Consider the following 20359-nt stretch of genomic DNA (forward strand, 5'->3'; position numbering starts at 1 on the left):
CTCGCTCGCCAGCCAGGGATTCGCGGCGCAGCCCTGGACGCCCCTGCGTGCTGACGCCTCGCCCTGTTCCCGGAGATTCGATGACGCGACCGCTGCTGATCCTGCTCTGCCTGCTGGCGTTGCTGCCCGCCATGGCGAGCGCGCGTCTGGCGGGGCCGCCGGAAGTCTGGCAGCAGCCGGCCGAAGCCCGTGACCTGGCGCAGATACGTCGCAGCGGCGTGCTCAAGGTGCTGGTGAACCAGAGCCGCAACAGCTCGGGGCAGGTCAAGGGCGAACAGGTGGGCGTGGAATATCACCGCATCCGCGCCTTCGAGCAGTACCTCAACCGCAACGCCCGCGACGGGCATGAAATCCGCTTGAAGCTCATCCCCAAGGCGAAGGACCAGCTCCTCCCGGCGCTGCAGCGCGGCGAGGGCGATCTGGTGGCTCCCGGCGAGCTGATGACCCAGGGCGTGGGCGCCAACGTCAGCGCCAGCGCGCCGCTGCGCAAGGACGTGCCGCTGGTGCTGGTCAGCCGCCAGGGGCAGCGCCGCTACCAGCGGCTGGAACAGCTGTCCGGACGCAGCATCGCACTGCCGGTGGGTAGCGCCGCCGGTGAGGCTCTGCGCCAGGTCAACGAGAGGCTGGCCGGGCGCAAGCTGGCGCCCATCGTCATCGAGTGGGTCGATTCGACCCTGGCGGTGGAGGATGTGCTGGAGATGGTCCAGGCCGGCATCTATCCGCTGACGGCGGTGGAACAGCCGATCGCCGAACGCTGGGCCAAGGTGATGCCCAGACTGCGTCTCGACAAGCACCTGGTGCTGGACCGGCAAGGCGACATGACCTGGTTCGTTCGCCGGGATGCTCCGACCCTGCGTGCCAGCGTCGACCGCTTCCTGGCCGGGTACCGGGTGCCGGACGACCAGGATGCGGCGTTCCAGCGTGTCTACCGGCGTCTCTACAAGGTCCACAACCCCCTCGGACGCAGGGAGCGCCAACGCCTGGAGCGTGTGCGCCCGGTGTTGCAGCGCTACGCCGACCAGCATGATTTCGACTGGCTGAACCTGGCGGCCCTGGCCTACAAGGAATCCAGCCTCAATCCGGCGGCCAGGGGCGCCAGCGGGGCCACCGGCCTGATGCAGATCACCCCTGGGGCGGCGCGCAGCGTCGGCGTGGGGAATATCCAGAAGCTGGATAACAACGTGCAGGCTTCCACCAAATACCTGGCAATGTTGCGGCGCAGCTTCTTCTCCAGCGCCCAGCTGGAAGAGCGCCAACGCATGGCCTTCGTGCTCGCCGCCTACAACCTGGGGCCGCAGCGGGTCCAGGGTATGCGCGCGGAGGCCCGGCGACGCGGCCTGAACCCCAACCAGTGGTTCTTCCAGGTGGAGCGAATTGCCGCCGAGCAGGCCGGGATGGGGGTGGTCAGCTATGTCAACAGCGTGAACAAGTACTACCTGGCCTTCGATCGCGAGCGTTATCTACTGGAACCTTCGAAAAAGGTCACCAAGGGGCGTAAATAATCGAATTATTCGATTTTTGCGCTGAGAATTTTCCGATTTTAATATCAAAAAATTCTACTAAGCTTGTGCTCATCTACTCCCACAACGCAAGGAACACCTCGATGAGCAACCCGATCAAACCCATTCTCGCCACCAACGCCGGTTATGGCATCACCCTGTTGCGCGTCATCACCGGCCTTACCTTCATGGCCCACGGTTCGCAAAAACTCTTCGGCATGTTTGGCGGTTACGGTCTGGCGGGCACCGGTCAATGGATGGAAAGCATCGGCCTGACCCCGGGTTACCTGATGGCCCTGATGGCCGGCAGCGCCGAGTTCTTCGGCGGCCTGGCCCTGGTGATCGGCTTGCTGGTGCGCCCGGCCGCGGTGGCGCTGATCGTCGCGATGGTGGTGGCGATCTTCAGCGTGCACTGGGCCAGCGGTTTCTTCATCACCAATGGCGGTTTCGAGTACGCGATGATCCTCGGCCTGATCAGTGCCACGTTGCTGGTGGAAGGTGCCGGCAAGCTGTCCCTGGACCGCAACCTGGGCAACTGAACCCAGTACGCAGATTGGCCCGTTTCGGCGGGCCTTTCTGCGTTCTCAGGGCTGCTTTTTCCTGGCCGCCGCGAGTTCGGCGGCGGCCTGCAGGCGCAAGCGCTCCTGCGGATTGAATCCTTCTTCTTTCAGGCGGGCGATGGCCGCGGCCTTGTCGCCCCGGCTCAGTCCCTCACTGGCTTCGATGCGAGATCTCTCCTTCAGATAGGCCTGCAGCCGCTGCTGCCATTGCAGGCGTTGTTGGTCGAGGGCCTCCAGCCGGATGGTGGCCTCGGCGCCGACCAGTTGCTGGCGAAGCTGGCGAATCTGTTCCGGGCTGCCGCCCGCTTCCCTGAGCGCGCCGACCTGGACCCGCAGTTCAGCCTGCAGCTGGCTCGCGGCCAGGGCTTGCAGCTCATCGGGCAGTGCGCTGCGCAGTTGATCGATGGCAGCGGCCTTGGCCGCCGGATCCAGGCTGCTCCGCTGGATCTCCAGGCGCTGCAGGGTGAAGGCGTTGTAGGCCTCTTCAAGGGCGAAGAACACCTGGTGCGCCTCTGCGCTGAAGATCCGCGCTCGCAGTGCCTGCACGGCGGCTTCGCGCTGGCGCAGGGCGTTCAGGTCGGCGAGCAGCGGCATGTCGCGTTCCAGTTGCACCAGCTGGCGCTTGTAATCGAGGTACTGGTTGAGCAACGCCATGGCCTGACTTTCCGCCGGGTCGTCCAGTTGTCCGGCCATGTAGTCGCGCAGCCGCTGGATGCTGCTGCTCAGTGACTCTTCGCCCTGGATGCTGAGGAAGTAGTCGAAGATCCGCCGGATGTCCTCGGTGATCAGCAGATTGCCGTCGGAGTCGAGGTGGAAGCGGCCGTCCACCTGCGTTCCTGACAGTGAGGCCGGCATTGCCCTGACCTCGGGCGCTTGCATCGTTGGGGCGAGCGCTTCGCTCTGGCTGGAAGGTGTTGGCGCCGGGGTCGTAGGCGTCGCGGTTGTCTTGGCCGCTGGCGCCACACTGGATGCCGCCGGGGCTGGTTTGCCGCCCCATTGCAGCAGGATGACCAGGGCGCCGGCGAAGGCAATCGGGAACAGCAGCAGGAGTTTTTTCACTGGGGCTCTCGGCATGCAAGGGAAATGCGGGGCCCGAAAGCCCCGCGGGCAGGGCTTAGAGCCCGTCGTTCTTCAGCCGGTTGGCCTGTTGACGATAGACGGTGACCGGATCGGTTTCGAACAAACTGGTCAGCCCCAGGGTCTGGTTGACCTCGTCCAGGTGGTTCATCCGGTAGTCGTCGCGGATCACCTTGCCCAGGTGCGAGCTGCAGCGCCCCACGAGTCCGTCGTTGGCTTCGCTGCCGAAGGTCAGGGAACTGGCGCCGAGCATGGCGTCGCTGACATCCAGCAGGTTGGTCAGTGGACTGGTGCCGCTCCAGGAGTAGTAGCGCACGCCGTTGACCTGGTAGGCGCCTTCGCCGCAGGCGGTAGTGGGCAGGCCCTGCGGGAAGCGCGTATTGAAGGCTGCAGCGCCCTGGCTGTTGAGCGATTCCAGGGAGCCGAGGGCGTTCTGCTCCAGGTCGCTACTGCTGCCCGAGAGGAAGTTGATCATCGCCCCCAGGCCGTTGACGATGCCCGCGAGAACGACCTCACCGGCCGAGCCCGGCGGCACATTGCGGATGAAATCGGCGGTGGCCGAACCTTTATGCGGAGCGCCAACACTGGTGGCGGAGGCGACCAGGTCCGGTCTTACGGCCGCCACGTAGCGAATGGTCGGACCGCCGTGGCTGTGGCCGATCAGGTTGACCTTGGGGCTGCCGCTGATGGCGACGATTTCCTCCACCTGCTCCAGCAGTTCTTCGCCGCGGGCTTCGGTGGTGTTCAGCTGACTGACTTCGGTGACGTAGACGCGGGCGCCATCGCGGCGTAGCGCGGAGGGAACGCCGTACCAGTAGTCGACGCCGAGGATGCTGTCGAAGCCGAGCATGCCGTGGGTGAGGACGATGGGATAGCGGGTCTGGGTATAGCCGCTGGAGCCGAACCAGAGTGCCTGGGCCTGTTCCGAGGCGGCGAGCCCGGCGGCAAGACAGAGGGCGAGCAGGGTCTTGTTGTTCTTCATGTGTGCTCTCGATGTTGTGCGTGGGTGGGCCTGACTGCATTCCCTGGCGTGGTCACGCCCTTCCTTGGCGTGCACTTCAAGCAGGGCCGAGAGCAGGAACCATGCCATTCGTCGCATGCCACGGGTGATCGCTCTGGGTTGGGCTTTTAGCGGATTTTGGCACCAGTTAGTCAGAAGATGACTGCCAATTGCTGTTACTTGCTGAAACGTCAGGACTGAGCAGGAGGCCGCAATGGCCAGTGTCCGAGGACGTGGTAGCGAGTGCCTTTGGCGGTGTTTTCCGAGGCGTATAGGGCGAATTCGGTCGCTGGCCAATCAAAGGTCGGGGTGGGGCTCGCGGGCAGTCGCGGGCAGTGCCTGGCGAGGGTCAGGTGGGGTTTGAACGGGCGCGTCTCCAGGCTGAAACCCGAGATCAGCAGCTGCTCGCGGAGGCTGCGCTCCAGGTCGGCCAGGGCTGGCGGGACCTGGCTTGGGGCCAGGTGCAGCAAGCCGTTCTTCCAGCGCGCCAGGCGGTCCAGGTGCAGGGTGAATGCCGTGGGCGTCAGGCTTGCGGCCAGCGCCGCCAGGGCTTCCACCTGGCCGCGGGGTTGCGAGCCGAGGAAGGCGAGGGTGAGGTGCAGGTTCTCCGGCGCAACCGGCTTGCCTTCGAGCGGATTCCGGTCGCGCCAATCAACGATGTCGCGGGCCAGCTGGGGAGAGCAGGGAATGGCGAAGAACAGGCGCAGTGGTGGAGTGCTCACGGGCGTCTCCCTAGTCTGAAGGTCGTCTTGACAGTATTGCGCGGGCTTCTCTAGGATGTCGCCCCATGCGCCGATTTAGACAGCTACTTGCGGGGCGCGGAAGTCATCAAAGGCTTCGAAATACCGCTAAAACGCTGGTTCGGTGTCGCCTCTCACCGCTGCCCAGCGGGACCCCACGAGGCGGAGACATGACACCATGACCTGTCCCCAACCCCTGCTCCGACTAGCCCCGATCACCACCGGGCTGGTATTGCGCAATCCGCGAATCCTGCTCGGCGGCTCGCACCAGCCGACTCTCCTGCGTTATCTCGAAGGCTGGCCCAAGCGTTGGGACCGTCCACGCAACCTCCTCATCCAGTTCGTCCGCGAAGGCGAATCGCTGGCCCGTTTTGCCAGCGACAGTTTCGACATGGCGGTGATCCAGGCGCCTTCGGCCGAAGAATTGCCGGACGCGCTGGGCGAACTGGTAAGGGTCGCGCGGCAGGGACTGATCACCCGCCGCTGACAGCCCACGGCATCACGGATAGTCGATCTCGACCACGTACCAGGTCTTTTCCCCGGTGGGCGTGTTGACCCGCACTTCGGCATCCAGCGCCTTGCCGACCAGGGCGCGGGCCAGGGGGGAATCGATGCTGATCAGGTTCTGTTTCAGGTCGAACTCGTCGGGCCCGACGATGCGATAGCGGACCTGCTCGCCATCATCGTCCTCCAGGGTCACCCAGGCGCCGAAGTAGACCTTGCCGGGATCGGCCGGTCGATCACGCACTACCTTGAGGTTCTCCAGCCGCTTGGTCAGGAAGCGCACGCGGCTGTCGATTTCCCGCAGCATCTTCTTGCCGTAGGTGTACTCGGCGTTCTCCGAACGGTCGCCCTGGGCAGCCGCTTCGCTCACGGCCTGGGTGACCTTGGGCCGGCGCACGTGCCACAGCTCGTGGAGTTCGGCGCGCAGGCGGGCTTCCCCTTCCGGGGTGATCAGGGGGGTACCGGCGGTGCGGGGTGGACGATAACGGCTCATGGCGGTCCTGCGGAAATTCGGGAGGCAAAGCCTATCAAGCTTCGCGCAGGACCGTCAGTGGGCTGGCGTTGAGCGCGCGGCGAGTGCCGATTACGCCAGCGCTCCCCACCAGCACGGCGCCCAGCAGTGGCAGCAGGAGCAGCCAGGGATGGGGCTGCCAGCTGAGGTCGAAGGCGAAGCGGTAGAGCAGGGCGCTGACCAGTTCGCAGCCGAGTGCCGCCAGCAGGCCGCTGCAGGTGCCCAGCAGCGCGAATTCGGCGCGCCGCGCTTTCATCAGTAGCTGGCGCTCGGCACCGAGGGCGCGGAGCAGCGCGCCCTGGCGGATACGTTCGTCCAGGGTGGATTGCAAGCCGGCGAACAACACGGCCAGGCCCGCCGCGAGCACGAAAAGCAGTACGAACTCCATGGCCAGGGTGACCTGGGCGAGGATGCTGCGCAGTTGCGCGAGGATTGCCTCCACCTGCAGCAGCGTGACCGCCGGGAAGGCGCGGGACAGTTCCACCAGCTCGCGGTCGTGGCGCGGTGGCAGGTAGAAGCTGGTGAGGTAGGTGACAGGGAGATCGGCCAGGGTGTCCGGGGCGAAGATCATGTAGAAGTTCGGCTGGAAGCTGTCCCAATCCACCTCGCGCAGGCTGGTGACCCGGGCGTCTCGTTGCAGGCCGCCGACGCTGAATGTGAGCCGGTCACCCAGCTTGAGGCCAAGGCTCTCGGCGAGCTTGGCCTCGACTGATACCCCCGGCAGGTCGCCGCCTTGGAGGTCGCTCCACCAATGGCCCGCCACCAGGCGATTGTCGCTGGGCAACTGGGCGGACCAGGTCAGGCTGAGGTCCCGTTGAACCGCGCGTTCGCCCTGGGAATCCTTGCTCACCAGCTGGCGCACGGCCTCGCCATTGATGGCGGTCAGGCGGCCGGGCACCACCGGATAGAGCGGGGAGGGATGGGGCGACAGACTGGAAAGGCGCCTGGCGAAAGCGTCCTTCTCTGCCGGCAGGACATTCAGGGCGAAATGGTTGGGGGCATTCTTCGGCAACTGGTCCTGCCAGGTGTCCAGCAGCTCGCCGCGCAGCAGTGCGATCAGTGCCATGGCCAGGAGGATCAGGCCGAAGGCAAGGGATTGCCCGGCCGCCGCCAGCGGATGGCGCAGCAGCTGGCCGAGGCCCAGGCGCCAGGGCAGGGCGGCGCTGGCCAGCAGCCGGCGCAGGCCCTTCAGCCCGGCCAGCAGCACGCCACCCAGCAGCAGTGCTGCGATCAGGCCGCCGCCAAGCAGGGCGAGGGTCAGTTTCAGGTCCAGGCTCAGGCGCCACATGATCAGTCCGAGGGCCAGCAGCGCGGCGCCATATATAAGCCATGCGCTGGGTGGCAGCGGCAGCAGGTCGCGGCGCAGGACGCGCAGTGGCGGCACGCGGCCCAGCGCAGCCAGGGGCGGCAGGGCGAATCCGGCCAGGGCCAGCAGGCCGGTGGCGACGCCCGCCAGCGCCGGTACCAGTCCGCCGGAGGGAATCACCGCCGGGAGCAATCCACCCAGCAGCTTGAACAGGACCGCTTGTCCGAGCCAGCCGAGGAGCGCGCCCAGGGCGCTGGCCAGAAGTCCCAGCAGCGCCAGCTGCATGCCAAATAGAAGGAGGGCTTCGCGACGGGACAGGCCGAGACAGCGCAGCAGGGCGCTGGCGTCGTAGCGGCGTGCGGCGAAGCGTGCAGCGGAGAGGGCGACTGCAACGCCGGCCAGGAGTACGGCGGCGAGGCTGGCCAGATTCAGGTAGCGTTCGGCGCGACCGAGGGCGCCGCCAATCTGGCGATTACCCTGGCGGGCATCTTCCAGGCGCTGGTTGGCTTCCAGACTGGGCTCGATCGCTGCCCGGTACCGGCTCAGGGCTTCGTCCGGGCCACTCCAGAGCTCGCGATAACGTACGCGACTGCCGGGCTGCACCACGCCGGTCGCTTCGAGGTCATCCCGGTTGATCAGCACCCGCGGGGTGAGGCTGTAGAAGTCGCCGGCGCGATCCGGCTCGTAGGTGAGAACTCGGGTGAGGCGCAGGGTTGTCTGCCCGACGTCGATGCTGTCGCCGGGCTTGATGCCCAATGTCGCGAACAGTCGCGCTTCGGCCCAGGCTTCGCCTGGTTTCGGGCCGCTGCCGGTGGTTTCCTCGCCATAGGGCTGGGCGGCGCTCTTCAGTTCACCGCGCAGTGGGTAGGCCGGGTCGACCGCCTTGACGCTGGAAAGCTGGATGCCGCTATCGGCGGCGATCACGCTGGAGAACTCCACGGCGCTGGAGTGTTTCAGGCCGAGTTGCAGCCCGCGCTCGATCTGCTCCGCGCTGGCTGGCGAGGAGCCGCTCAGCAGCAGGTCCGCGCCGAGGAATTCGGTGGCCCGCAGCAGCATGGCGGCGTTGAGGCGGGCGCTGAAGTAGCCGATCGCGCTGCTGGCGGCGACGGCGACCAACAGGGAGAAGAACAGCACCCGTAACTCACCGCTATGGGCATCCCGCCACAACTGGCGGGCGGCCATGGCCAGCAGGCGGACGAGTGGGACGCGCCGCATCAGGGCTCCACCTGGTCGACCAGGCGGCCGCCTTCAAGGCGGATCAGGCGGCGACAGCGATGGGCCAGGCGCTCGTCGTGGGTCACCAGCACCAGGGTAGTGCCGCGTTCCTGGTTGAGCTGGAAGAGCAGGTCGCTGATGCGTTCGCCGGTGTGGCTGTCGAGGTTGCCGGTTGGTTCGTCGGCGAACAGCACGTCGGGTTCGGCGGCAAAGGCGCGGGCAATGGCGACGCGCTGCTGCTCGCCACCGGAGAGCTGGCGCGGATAGTGGCTGAGGCGCTGGCCCAGGCCGACCCGTTCCAGCAGTTGGCGGGCGCGGGAGCGGGCCTCGCGATGCCCCTCCAGTTCCAGCGGCAGCATGACGTTTTCCAGGGCATTGAGGTTGTCCAGCAACTGAAATGACTGGAAGACGAACCCGACGTGTTCGGCACGGAGCCTGGCGCGCTGGTCCTCATCCAGGCTCGACAGGGCGCGGCCGGCCAGGTGCACTTCTCCGGAGCTGGGCAGGTCAAGGCCAGCGAGCAGGCCGAGGAGGGTGGATTTGCCCGAGCCGGAGCTGCCGACTATGGCCAGGCTGTCGCCCTTGCCAAGGCTGAGGGAAAGGTCGTGAAGGATGATCAGCTCGCCTTCCGCGCTGGGAACCACTTTGCTAAGGTTCCGCGCATCGAGAATGCTTGCGCTCATGGAGAATCCAATGCGTGCCTGGTTGTTGGGCGGCTGCCTGTCACTGTTGATTCTGGCGCAGGAGGCCATGGCGGGGACCGTGCTGGTCGTCGGCGATAGTATCAGCGCCGCTTTCGGGCTGGAATCCAGCCAGGGCTGGGTCTCCCTGCTGCAGAAGCGCCTGGACGAAAAGGGCTACAAACAGCATGTGGTGAATGCTTCGATCAGCGGCGACACCAGCGCTGGCGGGCTCTCCAGGCTTCCGGGCCTGCTCGAGGAATACAAGCCGGAACTGGTGATCATCGAGCTTGGCGGCAACGATGGATTGCGCGGCCAGCCGCCTGAGCAATTGCAACAGAATCTTGCCAGCATGATCGATAGTTCCAGGGCGCAGGGTGCGTCCGTCCTGCTGCTCGGCATGCGCCTGCCGCCGAATTACGGCGTGCGTTACACCACGGCTTTCGCCAACGTCTTCAGTACGTTGGCAGCCGAGAAACAGGTTCCGCTGGTGCCGTTCTTTCTCGAAGGTGTGGGTGGCGTGCCGGAGATGATGCAGCCCGATGGCCTGCATCCGGCGCCGCAGGCCCAGGCGAAGTTGCTGGACAACGTCTGGCCGACCCTGGAACCCATGCTCTGACGCTTTTCCCGCGGCTCGCTTTCGGCTAATGTTGCGCACCCTCCCTGGAGTCCTCCATGCCGCGCCCCGCCTGGTCCCTGTTTGGCTACAAAGTGATTGAGCCCGACGAGCAACTCGACCTGTTCGCTTGCCGCGAAGCGCGCCTGCACCTGGTGGCCCGCCAGCTTGAGCTGGGTGGATTCGCCGACCGGACCCTCTGCGGCAGCCTGCTGCCAGCCCAGCCCCGCTGGAGTAGTCTGGAACAGGGCCTGCTGCGTGACCGTCGCCTGTGCACCCACTGCCGCGCGACCCTCGAGGCCCAGCGCCAGGGGCTGCACTCGGTCTGGTCGGAAGCCTGAGGGCTCCCGGCACAGCTCGCGCCAGTGTAGAATTCCGAGTCTTTTAATCAGTCAATTTGTCAAGGATTCCCGGATGTTGCCGCGCTTTACAGCCGTCGCCCGCTCCCTGTCATTAGCATCCCTGCTGGTGGCGGGGCCCATCGCAGCCCTTGAGCTGCCCCTGCCCCCGCCCGGTGAGGACATCGTCGGCCAGGTCCAGGTGATCAAGGCCAAGTACGAAGACACCTTCGCCGATGTCGGTGTTGCCAATGACCTGGGCTACCTGGAGATGGTCGCCGCCAACCCCGGCGTCGATCCCTGGCTGCCGGGCGCCGGCACCGAGATCATCCTGCCGACCCGCTATATCCTGCCGCAGGGGCCGCGCGAAGGTATCGTGATCAACCTCGCCGAGTACCGTTTGTACTACTTCCCGAAAGGGCAGAATGTGGTTCATACCTTCCCACTGGGCATCGGTCGTGAAGGTTGGGGGTCGCCCATCGCCCACACCACCATCACGGCCAAGACTTCCAATCCGGCGTGGTATCCGCCGAAGTCGATCCGCGAAGAGCACGCCGCCGAAGGCGATCCGCTGCCTGCCGTGGTGCCGCCGGGTCCGGACAACCCCCTTGGCCCGTTCAAGTTCAATCTGGGTGTGCCGGGTTACCTGATCCACGGCTCGAACAAGAAGTTCGGCATCGGCATGCGCGTCAGCCACGGCTGCTTCCGCATGCTGAACAACAACGTCCTGGCCCTTGCGTCCATGGTGCCGGTAGGTACTCCGGTCCGCATCATCAACGAGCCCTACAAGTTTGGCGTCAGCGGCGGCAAGGTCTACCTGGAAGCCCACGCGCCGCTGGACGACAATGGCGACCCGTCGGTGGTGGACAAGCACACTGCCGTGATCAATGCGCTGCTCAAGCGTGAGGAGCTGGTGAACAGCATCCGCCTGGACTGGGACGTGGTGCGTGAAGTGGTTGCAGCCGAAGATGGTCTGCCGGTGGAAATCGCCGAGCCCAACTCCGCAGTTGCGGCGACAGTGCCCAATACCGAACTCTGATCGAACTCCCGCTTCAACGAAGCCCGCTGCGCGATTCGCCAGCGGGCTTTTCTTTTGCCTGCAACTTGGTGTCCATGAAGTTCGCGGAGTAATGGAAGAGGGGAGTGGTAAATCCCGGACAATAAAAAAGCCGACCCGTTTGACCGGGTCGGCTTCATAGCCTGAAAGGCTATTACTTGCGGCTGGCTTTTTCCAGCATGCGCAGGGCGCGCTCGTTAGCCTCGTCAGCGGTCTGCTGGGCTTTCTGAGCGGCGGCCAGAGCTTCGTCAGCCTTGCGGTAGGCTTCGTCAGCACGAGCCTGGGCGCGAGCAGCTGCGTCTTCGGTAGCAGTCAGGCGAGCTTCAGTTTCTTTGGATACGCTGCTGCAACCGGTGGCCAGAACTGCGGCCAGAGCCAGAGCAGAGAATTTCAGAACGTTGTTCATCGTGTTCCCCTTAAGGTGGACATTTCCATAAAGCAATTCCCCGAGCTTGGGAAATTAGCCGGCGTACATACTACCCATAACTTGTAGTAAGTAAACTGACCTTGTGCAAGGCAGGCACATTTTTTTCAGCTTGCCGGCTAGTTCCCTCGCAAATAACGAGGTCGCTGATCAAAAAATGGCCAGACTGATTGTTCTTTGATCAGTCGAGTAAGCAAGTGTAGGCCCAGGCCAGCAGCGTGCACGGTTTCCGCCCCGTCTTCGGACAGGCGTTACTCCGCCCCGGGTATGGATGTTGCCGGTGCTAAAAATCTGCTTTGAAAAGGGAACTTTTTCAGGAATTCGTAAAATATCTTCGTCCATTCAAAGTGTCCGCGTGGTTGCGATTGCTGCCCGCTGATAAGCTACCGCTGCTTCCGATATCCAAGGCGAAGCTCAGACTTCAAGGACGTCACTATGTCGAAGATTTTCAAGTGGGGACTGCTCGCGGTTCTGGCCGTCGGGTTGATCATCAAGTTGTCGCTCTGGTGGTCGGTCAGATCGATCATGGATGATGCCATCAGCAAGTTGTCGCCGGTGATGGATGTCACCTATGGCGGCATTACTTCTTCTTTCGATGGTCGGGTCGGTCTGGAGAACCTCCGGATTCGTATTCCCGCCATGGGCGATAGCCTGGGTGTGCAGCGCGCCGAGCTGAAGTTCAAGGGCCTTGGCGAACTGCTCCGCTTCAAGGAGCGCCTTGCCGAAGGCAAGTTTCCCGAGCAGATGGCACTGAGCCTGAAGGGCATCGCCCTGGAAGTGCACGGGCCATTCATGCAGCAGCTGTACAACACGCCGCCCGAACGCAGCCTGTTCACTGCAATGAGCGAAGTGGCCTGCGGCCCAGTGCGCAACATCGGCACCGACGAACTTCTGGAGATGGGCTATCGCACCCTGGAAACGGATCTGGAGTTCTCTTACCTGTTCCAGCCGGGCGCTCAGAAGCTCAATCTGAACCTGGCCTCCGATACCCGCGACATGGGTGAAGTGCGTCTTAGCCTGTCCTTGGCTAACATGCCAGAGACGCCGGGCGATCTGCGGGTGAATCCGCCGCACATGTCCAGCGTGATTGTCGAGCTGAATGACAACCAGTATCAGCGCAAGGTCCAGCAGTTCTGCGCGGGCAAGCTCGGTCAGTCGCCTGAGGAGTATCTGAAAACCGCAGTGCAGAAGTTCGATACCGTGCTGCGCAGCCAGAGGATCGCCTTGGGGCAGCCGATGCTCGATGCCTACGGCCGCTATCTGAAGGACCCGCAGTCGCTGCGGGTGGAGTTGACGCCAAGCGAAGGCATGGCGTGGGATGGCTTGCAGTTCTTCGAGCCCAAGGACGTGGTGTCCATGTTGCGCCCGGCGGTGCTGGTGAACCAGGAACTGGTACAGTCGGTCGAATTTGCCTGGGTCGATCCGATGCTGGCACGAAACGAACCTGTCGGCCTCGAGAGAATCACGGCACCCCAGGAAAACCGGGAAGACGGACGTGCCGTGCAGCAGTATGAGTTCGTCAATGTTGCCGATCTGCCGGGATATGCCGGCAAACGTCTGCAGTTCATCACCTTCGATGGCGCCTATTACCAGGGTGTATTACACAAGGTGGAGAACGGAAAGGCGTATCTCAGCGTGCAATTCGGTTCCGGCACGGCAGAGATGTTCCTTCGGCTGGAAAAGATAGATAAGGTACGGGTAAGGTTTTAGACCCACTCAGAGGAGTAGTGATGAGCGAGGCATTGTCCATCCACCATGACCAGGCAGGTCATCAGTTCGAGACCACCGTGGACGGTCATCGTGCATACCTGGCCTATATGGACCTGGGTAAACAGACGTTGGACATCTATCGCACTTTCGTGCCGAACGTCCTGCGTGGTCGCGGGATCGCGGCAGCACTGACCGAGTCCGCCCTGGAATATGCCGAGGACAATGGTTACACCGTGATCCCGTCCTGCTCCTACGTCGAACGCTACATCGAGCGCCGCCAGCGCCACTCGCAACATAACGCCTGAGCGGACGCGCAATGCAAAACGCCGGGCAATTGCCCGGCGTTTTCGTTTCTACCCGTCGATCAGCGCTGGCGCTTGGGCAGCACGTCCTTGAGCTTGGCGTGCATGCTGCGCAGGGCCTTCTCGGTGGTATCCCAGTCGATGCAGGCGTCGGTGACGGAAACGCCGTACTTGAGCTGGCTGAGATCTTTCGGAATCGACTGGTTGCCCCAGCCCAGGTGGCTTTCCACCATCAGACCGACGATGGAGGTGTTGCCTTCCAGGATCTGGTTGGCGACGTTGTCCATGACCAGGGGCTGCAGGGCTGGATCCTTGTTGGAGTTGGCGTGGCTGCAGTCGACCATGATGTTCGGGCGGATGCCGGCCTTGGTCAGTTCCTGCTCGCAGATGGCGACGCTGACCGAGTCGTAGTTCGGCTTGCCGTTGCCGCCGCGCAGCACCACGTGGCCATAGGCATTGCCCTTGGTGGTGACGATGGACACGCCACCTTCCTGGTTGATGCCGAGGAAGCGGTGCGGGCTTGAGACCGATTGCAGGGCGTTGATCGCCACGGTCAGGCTGCCGTCGGTGCCGTTCTTGAAGCCGACCGCGGAAGACAGGCCCGAAGCCATTTCGCGGTGGGTCTGGGATTCGGTGGTACGGGCGCCGATGGCCGACCAGCTGATCAGGTCCTGCAGGTACTGCGGGGAGATCGGGTCCAGGGCCTCGGTGGCGGTGGGCAGGCCTTTCTCGGCCAGGTCGCGCAGCAGCTGGCGGCCGATGTGCAGGCCGTCCTGGATCTTGAAGGAGTCATCCAGGTAGGGGTCGTTGATCAGGCCTTTCCAGCCGACGGTGGTGCGCGGCTTCTCGAAGTACACGCGCATCACCAGGAAGAGGGTATCGGACAGCTCGGCAGCCAGGCCCTTCAGGCGGTCGGCGTACTCGTGAGCGGCCTTGATGTCGTGGATGGAGCAGGGGCCCACGACCACGAACAGGCGATGGTCCTTGCCATCGAGGATATTGCGTACCACCTGGCGACCGTTGGCGACGGTGCTCAGGGCTGCATCGGTCAGGGGAATTTCGCGCTTCAACTGCTCCGGCGTGATCAGGGTCTCGTTGGAGGCAACGTTAAGGTCGTCGATCTGTAAATCAGCCATCGTGCTTTTCATTAGTCAGGGTCGTCAGGTCACGGGTGCCAGCCGCCAGCGATCCCCGTTTGGCGGAGAGCACAGCAGCAAAAACGCAGCAGGGACAGGAACCTTAACGCTTTCCACGCAACCTCGACAATGGCGAATGCATGTCTGGAACGTGGAATTTGCACGATTTCAGACGGGGGCGAAGTCCGCTGCGTGACGGGCGATCCATTCCTGTGCCACCTCTTCCGGGGCCAGGGCATGGCCAACGACATCCTCCTGCTGCTTGCGGTACTGCTCGATCAGGCAGATCTGCTCCACCATGCGTGCGCGGAACATGTTCTCTTCGTCGGTGAAGGCGATTCCGATCATGTAGTCGTGCGTCTCCTTGTGGCACCAGGCCACGGTTCCTGAAAAGCGTGCCTGTTCGCCCAGCAGGGGAATGTGCAGTTCCAGGGCGGTGCCGAGCCGAAACGCGCGGGCGGAGTTGCACGCCACCCCACCCAGGCTGATATCGTGCAGCCGCTGCGGGGGCAGGTGCCTGCCTCTGCGCGGAACCAGCTCCACGGGCATTTCCGTGGGGTGACGCAGGAACTGACGCATGATCGCGAACTCCCGGAGTCTCGAATCCGGCATTGCCGAAGACACTATAGTGCCCGAGATGGAGCTGTCCGACCTGGACGCCGACCACCGTCTGCTTGATCTTCCCGGTACTTCCCTGGTGATCTTTACCAGCACGGGCTGTGCCAGTTGTCGCTGGGCCCGCGAGCATCTGCCGGGTGCGGGCCTGCCGGTGGAGCGATTGTGCTGGATAGATGCCGGCAATAATGGTGGGCTCGTGCAGCGCTATGAGGTATTCCACCTTCCTGCGTTATTCGTGGTTCGAAATGGCGATTTCCATGGCGCGCTGCATTCCAGCCTGCGGCGCGACGATCTGATTCAAGCCCTGGACCGGGCGCTGGCCCGGCCGGCAGAGGAGCTTCCCTAGATGAGTTCAAGCAAACCGCGCATCGGCATCATCGGTACCGGCGCCATCGGCGGCTTTTACGGCGTGATGCTGGCCCGTGCCGGCTTCGACGTGCATTTCCTGCTGCGCAGCGAGTACGACGCCGTGGCTGCACGCGGCCTGCAGCTGAACAGCGTAGTGCACGGCGCCCAGGCACTGTTCCCGGCCCAGGCCTATCGCGACGCTGCCGACATGCCGCCGTGCGATTGGCTGCTGGTGGGCGCCAAGACCACCAGCAACGCCGCGCTGGCTCCAGTGATCGCCAAGGCCGCGGCGCCTGGTGCCAAGGTGGTCCTGCTGCAGAATGGCCTGGCCGTGGAGGATGCGCTGCGTCCGCTGCTGCCCGAGTCCCTGCATCTGCTCGGCGGACTCTGCTACATCTGCGTGCACCGCTCGGCACCGGGGGTGATCGAGCACCAGTCCCTGGGGGCGGTGAACCTGGGCTATCACTCCGGCCCGGCCGGTGATGACGCTGAGCGGCAGGCGCTGGCAGAGGAGGGCTCGGCGCTTTTCAAGGCGGCTGGCATCGATTCGGCCGCCGTCGCCAACCTGGACCAGGCGCGCTGGCAGAAGCTGGTGTGGAACGTGCCTTATAACGGCCTGTCGGTGCTGCTCGATGCCGGCACCACCGCGCTCATGGGTAACACCGACAGCCGCGAGCTGATCCAGGCGATCATGCAGGAAGTGGTGGATGCCGCCACCGCCCTCGGTCATCGCATGCCGGACAACTTCGCCGCCAAGCTGCTGGCGTCCACCGATCGCATGCCCGATTACCTGCCGAGCATGTACCACGACTTCGTGCAGAAGCGCCCGCTGGAGCTCGCTGCCATCTACGAGGCCCCGCTGGCTGCCGCTGCTGCGGCCGGCTTCGAGATGCCGCGCATCCGTGCGCTCTACCAGGCGCTACGCTTCATCGACGCACGCAACCAGGGCTGAGAGGCGGACCTCCATGGGCAAGGGGCTGGATGACAAGCTGGTACTGGCGATTTCCTCGCGGGCGCTGTTCGACCTGGACGAAAGCCATAGGGTCTACGAGGCGGAAGGCATAGAAGCCTACCGCCAGTACCAGATCGAGCACGAGGACGAGGTGCTGGAGCCCGGTGATGCCTATCCGCTGGTGGAGAAACTGCTCGGCCTGAACGAGCAGCTCGGCCAGCCGCGGGTGGAGGTCATCCTGGTGTCGCGCAACAGCGCCGACACCGGCCTGCGCGCGTTCAATTCCATCCAGCACTATGGCCTTGGCATCTCCCGCGCGGCCTTCGTTGGCGGGCGTAGCCCGGAACCCTACCTGCGTGCCTTCGGTTGCCACTTGTTCCTGTCCACCCACGCCGAAGACGTGCGCCGGGCCCTGCAGAGCGGCTTTGCCGCCGCCACCATCCTGTCCGGCGGCCCGCGACGGGCGGCCAGCAACGAGTTGCGTATCGCCTTCGACGGAGATGCGGTGCTCTTCTCCGATCATTCCGAACGCATCTACCAGACCGGCGGCCTCGAAGCCTTCCAAGCCCACGAGCGCGACTCGGCCCGCGAACCGCTGGATGGCGGCCCCTTCAAGCCCTTCCTCTCGGCGCTGAACCGGCTGCAGCAGGAGTTCCCGGCGGACGCCTGTCCGATCCGCACGGCGCTGGTGACCGCGCGTTCGGCGCCGGCCCACGAGCGGGTCATCCGCACCCTGCGCGAATGGGATATCCGCCTGGACGAGTCCTTCTTCCTCGGTGGACTGGAAAAGGCCGCGATCCTCGAGACCTTCGGCGCGGATGTGTTCTTCGACGATCAGGCCGGGCACTGTGAAAAAGCGCGCGATGTGGTGGCTACCGGGCACGTGCCCCATGGGGTGAGCAACGAGTCACAGTTCTGACTAAGCTCTGGTGAGGCCAGCCATGCACGGCGGTAGGAGGCCTCATGATTCGCTCCATTCTCTATGCCACGGACCTCGGTCTTTATGCTCCCTATGTACTGCAACATGCTCTGTCCCTTGCCAGGGCCTACAACGCCCAGCTCTATGTAGTGCACGCGGTCGAACCCCTGGGTCTGTTCGCCGAGTCGGTGCTGCAGACCTATCTCGATGACGACACCCTGAAAGAGCTGCGGGCCAAAGGGCTTGGCACCGTCATGTCGAGCATCGAGCAGCGGGTGCTGGAGGGATTTCGTGACGAAATGGGCGAAGCCGTCCAGGACCTCGACATGATCCGCGCCGTGCGGGTCGTTCAGGGTGATCCGCCGCTGGTCATCCTTGAAGAAGTGCAGAAGCTTTCGGTGGACCTGCTGGTGGTGGGGAGCCACAGCCACGGGACGCCGTTGGAGACGCCGCTGGGTCGTACCGCGGCGCGACTCGTCCAGTTGTCCGAGGTGCCGGTGTATCTGGTGCCGATGCTCCAGCATCGTGGACGCAACGACTTCTGACTGCCGCTGGTCGCTCGTTGTGCAAAGCAGAAAAAAACGTCTAGTTTTATTCAGCAAACCATTAATATGGTTATAAACGCCGTCGACATCCTGCGGCGTAATCGCTTTGAGGATTGTCTATGAAGCTCCAGCAATTGCGCTACATCTGGGAAGTGGCGCACCACGACCTCAACGTGTCCGCCACTGCGCAAAGTCTCTATACGTCGCAGCCGGGCATCAGCAAGCAGATTCGCCTGCTGGAAGACGAGCTGGGCGTCGAAGTATTCGCCCGCAGCGGCAAGCACCTCACCCGCGTCACCCCGGCCGGCGAGCGCATCATCACCACCGCCGGCGAAATCCTGCGCAAGGTCGAGAGCATCAAGCAGATCGCCCAGGAGTTTTCCAACGAGAAGAAAGGCACCCTGTCCATCGCCACCACCCACACCCAGGCGCGCTATGCGCTGCCGCCGGTGATCGGTGGCTTCATCAAGCAGTACCCCGACGTCGCCCTGCACATGCACCAGGGCACCCCGATGCAGATCGCGGAAATGGCCGCTGACGGCACCGTCGACTTCGCCATCGCCACCGAAGCACTGGAGCTCTTCGGCGACCTGGTGATGATGCCGTGCTACCGCTGGAACCGCTGCGTCATCGTTCCCCAGGGGCACCCGCTGGCCAAGCTGCCCAAGCTGACCCTCGAAGCCCTGGCCGAGCATCCCATCGTCACCTACGTATTCGGTTTCACCGGCCGCTCCAAGCTGGACGAAGCCTTCAGCCACCGCGGCCTGACTCCGAAGGTGGTGTTCACCGCCGCCGACGCCGATGTGATCAAGACCTACGTGCGGCTGGGGCTGGGCGTGGGCATCGTGGCCAAGATGGCGGTGGACGCCAAGCTCGACAGCGACCTGGTGGTGCTGGATGCCAGCGAACTGTTCGAAGCCAGCGTGACCAAGATCGGTTTCCGCCGTGGCACCTTCCTGCGTGGATTCATGTGCGACTTCATCGAGAAGTTCGCTCCGCACCTGACCCGCGACGTCCAGGCCAAGGCCGTGCAGTGTCACAACAAGGCCGAGCTGGACGAGCTGTTCCACGACGTGGAGTTGCCCACCTACTGAGTGGCATTCCAAAGAAAAGCCCGGCCAATGAAATGCCGGGCTTTTTCTTCATTCGCGATTGAAATCGCGCACAGGCACAACGTAGCCTTCCCGCCCCACAATGCTTGGGATTCAGAGCCGATCCAGTCCGTCGCGTTCAGCCAGGCCCTTGAGTTGACCCACTTCTTCGCTCGTGGGCGCAGGGGCGGGGGAGAGTGGCTGCAGCACGTCGCGGACGAAGGCGAGGAACACGGTGTAGACCTGCTCACGGCCGTCGTCGTGACGCACCACGAAGAAGGGCGCGGTATCCACGCCGTAATGCTGCGCCGCCATCCAGCCGGCGCTGGCCGGGTTGCGCTCGTCGGCCACGAGGATGCGGTCGATCCGCCCCAGGTGGCCGCCGCGCTCAAGGCGTTCCATCACATCCCGGCATTTGCGGCAGTCCTGGCCATCGGCCAGGACTTTCTTCACCAGGGTGATGCGCACGGCTCAAGCCTTGCTGATCAGGTTGCCGGCGTGCAGGCCGCACTCCTTCTGGGTGGCTTCTTCCCACCACCAGCGGCCTTCACGCTCATGCTGGTTCGGCAGCACCGGGCGGGTGCAGGGTTCGCAGCCGATGCTGATGAAGCCGCGCTCGTGCAGCGGGTTATAGGGAATCTCCAGCATGCGGATGTAGGCCCAGACTTCCTCGCTGGTCATCTGCGCCAGCGGGTTGAACTTGTACAGCGGCTTGTCCGGAGTGGAGAAGGCGCCGTCCACTTCCAGTACCGCCACCTGGGAACGGGTGCCGGGGCTCTGGTCGCGGCGCTGGCCTGTGGCCCAGGCAGTCACGCTGGCGAGCTTGCGCCGGAGCGGTTCGATCTTGCGGATGCCGCAGCACTCGCTGTGACCGTCCTTGAAGAAGCTGAACAGGCCCTTTTCCTTGACGAAGGGTTCCAGCAGGCGCGGGTCCGGCGTCAGCACCTCGATGGCGATGCCGTAGTGCTCGCGCACCTGCTCGATGAAGCGGTAGGTTTCCGGATGCAGGCGGCCGGTATCCAGGCTGAATACCTTGACGTTCTTGTTCAGTTTCCAGGCCATGTCCACCAGCACCACATCTTCGGCGCCGCTGAAGGAGATCCACAGTTCGTCACCGAAATGCTCGAAGGCGAGTTTGAGGATGTCCTGGGGGGACTTGCTGGCATAGCTCGCCGCCAGTTCGGCGACGTCGAAGGGTTGGCTCATCAGGC

At 64.1% G+C, this 20359-nt stretch carries 24 protein-coding genes; 13 read left to right on the forward strand and 11 right to left on the reverse strand.

All coding sequences use genetic code 11. The features are described 5' to 3' along the window. The first annotated feature begins 80 nt into the window (after positions 1-80). Both ACFW0B_RS17520 and ACFW0B_RS17525 read left to right on the forward strand, forming a co-directional pair. Entirely contained in the window at positions 81-1502 is a 1422-nt protein-coding gene (locus ACFW0B_RS17520; RefSeq protein WP_449150281.1) for an MltF family protein, read from the forward strand. Between the two features lie 101 nt (positions 1503-1603). After that, positions 1604-2038 carry a DoxX family protein gene (locus ACFW0B_RS17525; protein ID WP_449150282.1) on the forward strand — a complete coding sequence of 145 codons (435 nt, stop codon included), beginning with the start codon at positions 1604-1606 and terminating at the stop codon, positions 2036-2038. Positions 2039-2083: 45 nt separating this feature from the next. Here ACFW0B_RS17525 and ACFW0B_RS17530 read toward each other — a convergent pair whose 3' ends face one another. The 3 genes from ACFW0B_RS17530 to thpR form a co-directional block, all read right to left on the reverse strand. Next, complete coding sequence (locus ACFW0B_RS17530; RefSeq protein WP_449150283.1) at positions 2084-3118, reverse strand: lipase secretion chaperone; 1035 nt, start codon at positions 3116-3118, stop codon at positions 2084-2086. Between the two features lie 55 nt (positions 3119-3173). Then, positions 3174-4118, reverse strand: coding sequence for a triacylglycerol lipase (locus ACFW0B_RS17535; RefSeq protein ID WP_449150284.1), 945 nt, complete (start codon positions 4116-4118; stop codon positions 3174-3176). A gap of 209 nt (positions 4119-4327) precedes the next feature. Beyond that, positions 4328-4858, reverse strand: coding sequence for an RNA 2',3'-cyclic phosphodiesterase (gene thpR / locus ACFW0B_RS17540; RefSeq protein WP_449150285.1), 531 nt, complete (start codon positions 4856-4858; stop codon positions 4328-4330). Between the two features lie 196 nt (positions 4859-5054). Between thpR and ACFW0B_RS17545 the strand changes: the two genes are divergently transcribed. After that, entirely contained in the window at positions 5055-5363 is a 309-nt protein-coding gene (locus ACFW0B_RS17545; protein WP_449150286.1) for a class I SAM-dependent methyltransferase, read from the forward strand. A gap of 12 nt (positions 5364-5375) precedes the next feature. Here the strand turns inward: ACFW0B_RS17545 and greB are convergent, their stop codons facing one another. From greB to ACFW0B_RS17560, 3 genes are read right to left on the reverse strand one after another with little or no spacing between them, the layout of a single operon-like run. Further along, positions 5376-5873, reverse strand: coding sequence for a transcription elongation factor GreB (greB, locus tag ACFW0B_RS17550; protein ID WP_449150287.1), 498 nt, complete (start codon positions 5871-5873; stop codon positions 5376-5378). Positions 5874-5907: 34 nt separating this feature from the next. Next, on the reverse strand, positions 5908-8412 hold the full coding sequence (locus ACFW0B_RS17555) for an ABC transporter permease (protein ID WP_449150288.1): 2505 nt from the start codon (positions 8410-8412) through the stop codon (positions 5908-5910). Further along, positions 8412-9095, reverse strand: coding sequence for an ABC transporter ATP-binding protein (locus ACFW0B_RS17560; RefSeq protein WP_449150289.1), 684 nt, complete (start codon positions 9093-9095; stop codon positions 8412-8414). Before ACFW0B_RS17560 ends, ACFW0B_RS17555 begins: the two co-directional genes overlap by 1 nt. Before the next feature lie 10 nt (positions 9096-9105). Here ACFW0B_RS17560 and ACFW0B_RS17565 point away from each other — a divergent pair, with 10 nt between their 5' ends. From ACFW0B_RS17565 to ACFW0B_RS17575, 3 genes are all read left to right on the forward strand, one after another. Then, on the forward strand, positions 9106-9711 hold the full coding sequence (locus ACFW0B_RS17565; protein WP_449150290.1) for an arylesterase: 606 nt from the start codon (positions 9106-9108) through the stop codon (positions 9709-9711). Positions 9712-9767: 56 nt separating this feature from the next. Further along, positions 9768-10049, forward strand: coding sequence for a hypothetical protein (locus tag ACFW0B_RS17570; protein WP_449150291.1), 282 nt, complete (start codon positions 9768-9770; stop codon positions 10047-10049). Between the two features lie 73 nt (positions 10050-10122). Further along, complete coding sequence (locus ACFW0B_RS17575) at positions 10123-11085, forward strand: L,D-transpeptidase family protein (protein ID WP_449150292.1); 963 nt, start codon at positions 10123-10125, stop codon at positions 11083-11085. A gap of 172 nt (positions 11086-11257) precedes the next feature. Here the strand turns inward: ACFW0B_RS17575 and oprI are convergent, their stop codons facing one another. Beyond that, a complete protein-coding gene (oprI, locus tag ACFW0B_RS17580) occupies positions 11258-11509 on the reverse strand; it encodes an outer membrane lipoprotei OprI (protein ID WP_003448337.1) in 252 nt (83 codons plus the stop codon). A gap of 453 nt (positions 11510-11962) precedes the next feature. On the opposite strand from oprI, the gene ACFW0B_RS17585 reads away from it, so the two are divergent. Both ACFW0B_RS17585 and ACFW0B_RS17590 read left to right on the forward strand, forming a co-directional pair. After that, positions 11963-13237, forward strand: coding sequence for a hypothetical protein (locus ACFW0B_RS17585; protein ID WP_449150293.1), 1275 nt, complete (start codon positions 11963-11965; stop codon positions 13235-13237). 20 nt (positions 13238-13257) lie between these two features. Continuing rightward, positions 13258-13542 carry a GNAT family N-acetyltransferase gene (locus ACFW0B_RS17590; protein ID WP_449150294.1) on the forward strand — a complete coding sequence of 95 codons (285 nt, stop codon included), beginning with the start codon at positions 13258-13260 and terminating at the stop codon, positions 13540-13542. A 59-nt stretch (positions 13543-13601) separates the two neighbouring features. On the opposite strand, the gene ACFW0B_RS17595 is transcribed toward ACFW0B_RS17590, so the two are convergent. Together ACFW0B_RS17595 and ACFW0B_RS17600 are read right to left on the reverse strand one after the other, a co-directional pair. Beyond that, positions 13602-14675 carry a 3-deoxy-7-phosphoheptulonate synthase gene (locus ACFW0B_RS17595; RefSeq protein WP_449150295.1) on the reverse strand — a complete coding sequence of 358 codons (1074 nt, stop codon included), beginning with the start codon at positions 14673-14675 and terminating at the stop codon, positions 13602-13604. A 168-nt stretch (positions 14676-14843) separates the two neighbouring features. Continuing rightward, the gene (locus ACFW0B_RS17600) at positions 14844-15254 is read right to left on the reverse strand and encodes a PilZ domain-containing protein (RefSeq protein ID WP_449150296.1); all 411 of its coding nucleotides are present in this window, start codon (positions 15252-15254) and stop codon (positions 14844-14846) included. Between ACFW0B_RS17600 and ACFW0B_RS17605 the strand changes: the two genes are divergently transcribed. From ACFW0B_RS17605 to cysB, 5 genes are all read left to right on the forward strand, one after another. Then, on the forward strand, positions 15253-15639 hold the full coding sequence (locus ACFW0B_RS17605; RefSeq protein ID WP_449150297.1) for a thioredoxin family protein: 387 nt from the start codon (positions 15253-15255) through the stop codon (positions 15637-15639). The genes ACFW0B_RS17600 and ACFW0B_RS17605 overlap by 2 nt on opposite strands. Next, a complete protein-coding gene (locus ACFW0B_RS17610; protein ID WP_449150298.1) occupies positions 15640-16593 on the forward strand; it encodes a putative 2-dehydropantoate 2-reductase in 954 nt (317 codons plus the stop codon). 13 nt (positions 16594-16606) lie between these two features. Continuing rightward, positions 16607-17512 (forward strand): 5'-nucleotidase, encoded by a 906-nt coding sequence (locus ACFW0B_RS17615; RefSeq protein WP_449150299.1) that lies wholly within the window; start codon positions 16607-16609, stop codon positions 17510-17512. A 44-nt stretch (positions 17513-17556) separates the two neighbouring features. Further along, entirely contained in the window at positions 17557-18057 is a 501-nt protein-coding gene (locus tag ACFW0B_RS17620) for a universal stress protein (protein WP_151134420.1), read from the forward strand. A 119-nt stretch (positions 18058-18176) separates the two neighbouring features. Next, a complete protein-coding gene (gene cysB / locus ACFW0B_RS17625) occupies positions 18177-19151 on the forward strand; it encodes an HTH-type transcriptional regulator CysB (RefSeq protein ID WP_449150300.1) in 975 nt (324 codons plus the stop codon). A gap of 111 nt (positions 19152-19262) precedes the next feature. Here cysB and ACFW0B_RS17630 read toward each other — a convergent pair whose 3' ends face one another. Next, entirely contained in the window at positions 19263-19616 is a 354-nt protein-coding gene (locus ACFW0B_RS17630) for a hypothetical protein (protein ID WP_449150301.1), read from the reverse strand. 3 nt (positions 19617-19619) lie between these two features. Then, positions 19620-20354 carry a phosphoadenylyl-sulfate reductase gene (locus ACFW0B_RS17635; protein ID WP_449150302.1) on the reverse strand — a complete coding sequence of 245 codons (735 nt, stop codon included), beginning with the start codon at positions 20352-20354 and terminating at the stop codon, positions 19620-19622. Positions 20355-20359 lie beyond the last annotated feature (5 nt).

Source organism: Metapseudomonas phytobenefica (genome assembly GCF_043392685.1).
Classification (GTDB): domain Bacteria; phylum Pseudomonadota; class Gammaproteobacteria; order Pseudomonadales; family Pseudomonadaceae; genus Metapseudomonas.

Excerpts from the sequence above, each read along its gene's own strand:
- ACFW0B_RS17520 (WP_449150281.1), top strand. The coding sequence starts at position 81 with ATGACGCGACCGCTGCTGATCCTGCTCTGCCTGCTGGCGTTGCTGCCC.
- ACFW0B_RS17525 (WP_449150282.1), top strand. The coding sequence starts at position 1,604 with ATGAGCAACCCGATCAAACCCATTCTCGCCACCAACGCCGGTTATGGC.
- ACFW0B_RS17535 (WP_449150284.1), bottom strand. The coding sequence starts at position 4,118 with ATGAAGAACAACAAGACCCTGCTCGCCCTCTGTCTTGCCGCCGGGCTC.
- ACFW0B_RS17545 (WP_449150286.1), top strand. The coding sequence starts at position 5,055 with ATGACCTGTCCCCAACCCCTGCTCCGACTAGCCCCGATCACCACCGGG.
- greB (WP_449150287.1), bottom strand. The coding sequence starts at position 5,873 with ATGAGCCGTTATCGTCCACCCCGCACCGCCGGTACCCCCCTGATCACC.
- ACFW0B_RS17555 (WP_449150288.1), bottom strand. The coding sequence starts at position 8,412 with ATGCGGCGCGTCCCACTCGTCCGCCTGCTGGCCATGGCCGCCCGCCAG.
- ACFW0B_RS17560 (WP_449150289.1), bottom strand. The coding sequence starts at position 9,095 with ATGAGCGCAAGCATTCTCGATGCGCGGAACCTTAGCAAAGTGGTTCCC.
- ACFW0B_RS17565 (WP_449150290.1), top strand. The coding sequence starts at position 9,106 with ATGCGTGCCTGGTTGTTGGGCGGCTGCCTGTCACTGTTGATTCTGGCG.
- ACFW0B_RS17570 (WP_449150291.1), top strand. The coding sequence starts at position 9,768 with ATGCCGCGCCCCGCCTGGTCCCTGTTTGGCTACAAAGTGATTGAGCCC.
- ACFW0B_RS17575 (WP_449150292.1), top strand. The coding sequence starts at position 10,123 with ATGTTGCCGCGCTTTACAGCCGTCGCCCGCTCCCTGTCATTAGCATCC.
- oprI (WP_003448337.1), bottom strand. The coding sequence starts at position 11,509 with ATGAACAACGTTCTGAAATTCTCTGCTCTGGCTCTGGCCGCAGTTCTG.
- ACFW0B_RS17585 (WP_449150293.1), top strand. The coding sequence starts at position 11,963 with ATGTCGAAGATTTTCAAGTGGGGACTGCTCGCGGTTCTGGCCGTCGGG.
- ACFW0B_RS17590 (WP_449150294.1), top strand. The coding sequence starts at position 13,258 with ATGAGCGAGGCATTGTCCATCCACCATGACCAGGCAGGTCATCAGTTC.
- ACFW0B_RS17595 (WP_449150295.1), bottom strand. The coding sequence starts at position 14,675 with ATGGCTGATTTACAGATCGACGACCTTAACGTTGCCTCCAACGAGACC.
- ACFW0B_RS17605 (WP_449150297.1), top strand. The coding sequence starts at position 15,253 with ATGATCGCGAACTCCCGGAGTCTCGAATCCGGCATTGCCGAAGACACT.
- ACFW0B_RS17600 (WP_449150296.1), bottom strand. The coding sequence starts at position 15,254 with ATGCGTCAGTTCCTGCGTCACCCCACGGAAATGCCCGTGGAGCTGGTT.
- ACFW0B_RS17610 (WP_449150298.1), top strand. The coding sequence starts at position 15,640 with ATGAGTTCAAGCAAACCGCGCATCGGCATCATCGGTACCGGCGCCATC.
- ACFW0B_RS17615 (WP_449150299.1), top strand. The coding sequence starts at position 16,607 with ATGGGCAAGGGGCTGGATGACAAGCTGGTACTGGCGATTTCCTCGCGG.
- ACFW0B_RS17620 (WP_151134420.1), top strand. The coding sequence starts at position 17,557 with ATGATTCGCTCCATTCTCTATGCCACGGACCTCGGTCTTTATGCTCCC.
- cysB (WP_449150300.1), top strand. The coding sequence starts at position 18,177 with ATGAAGCTCCAGCAATTGCGCTACATCTGGGAAGTGGCGCACCACGAC.
- ACFW0B_RS17635 (WP_449150302.1), bottom strand. The coding sequence starts at position 20,354 with ATGAGCCAACCCTTCGACGTCGCCGAACTGGCGGCGAGCTATGCCAGC.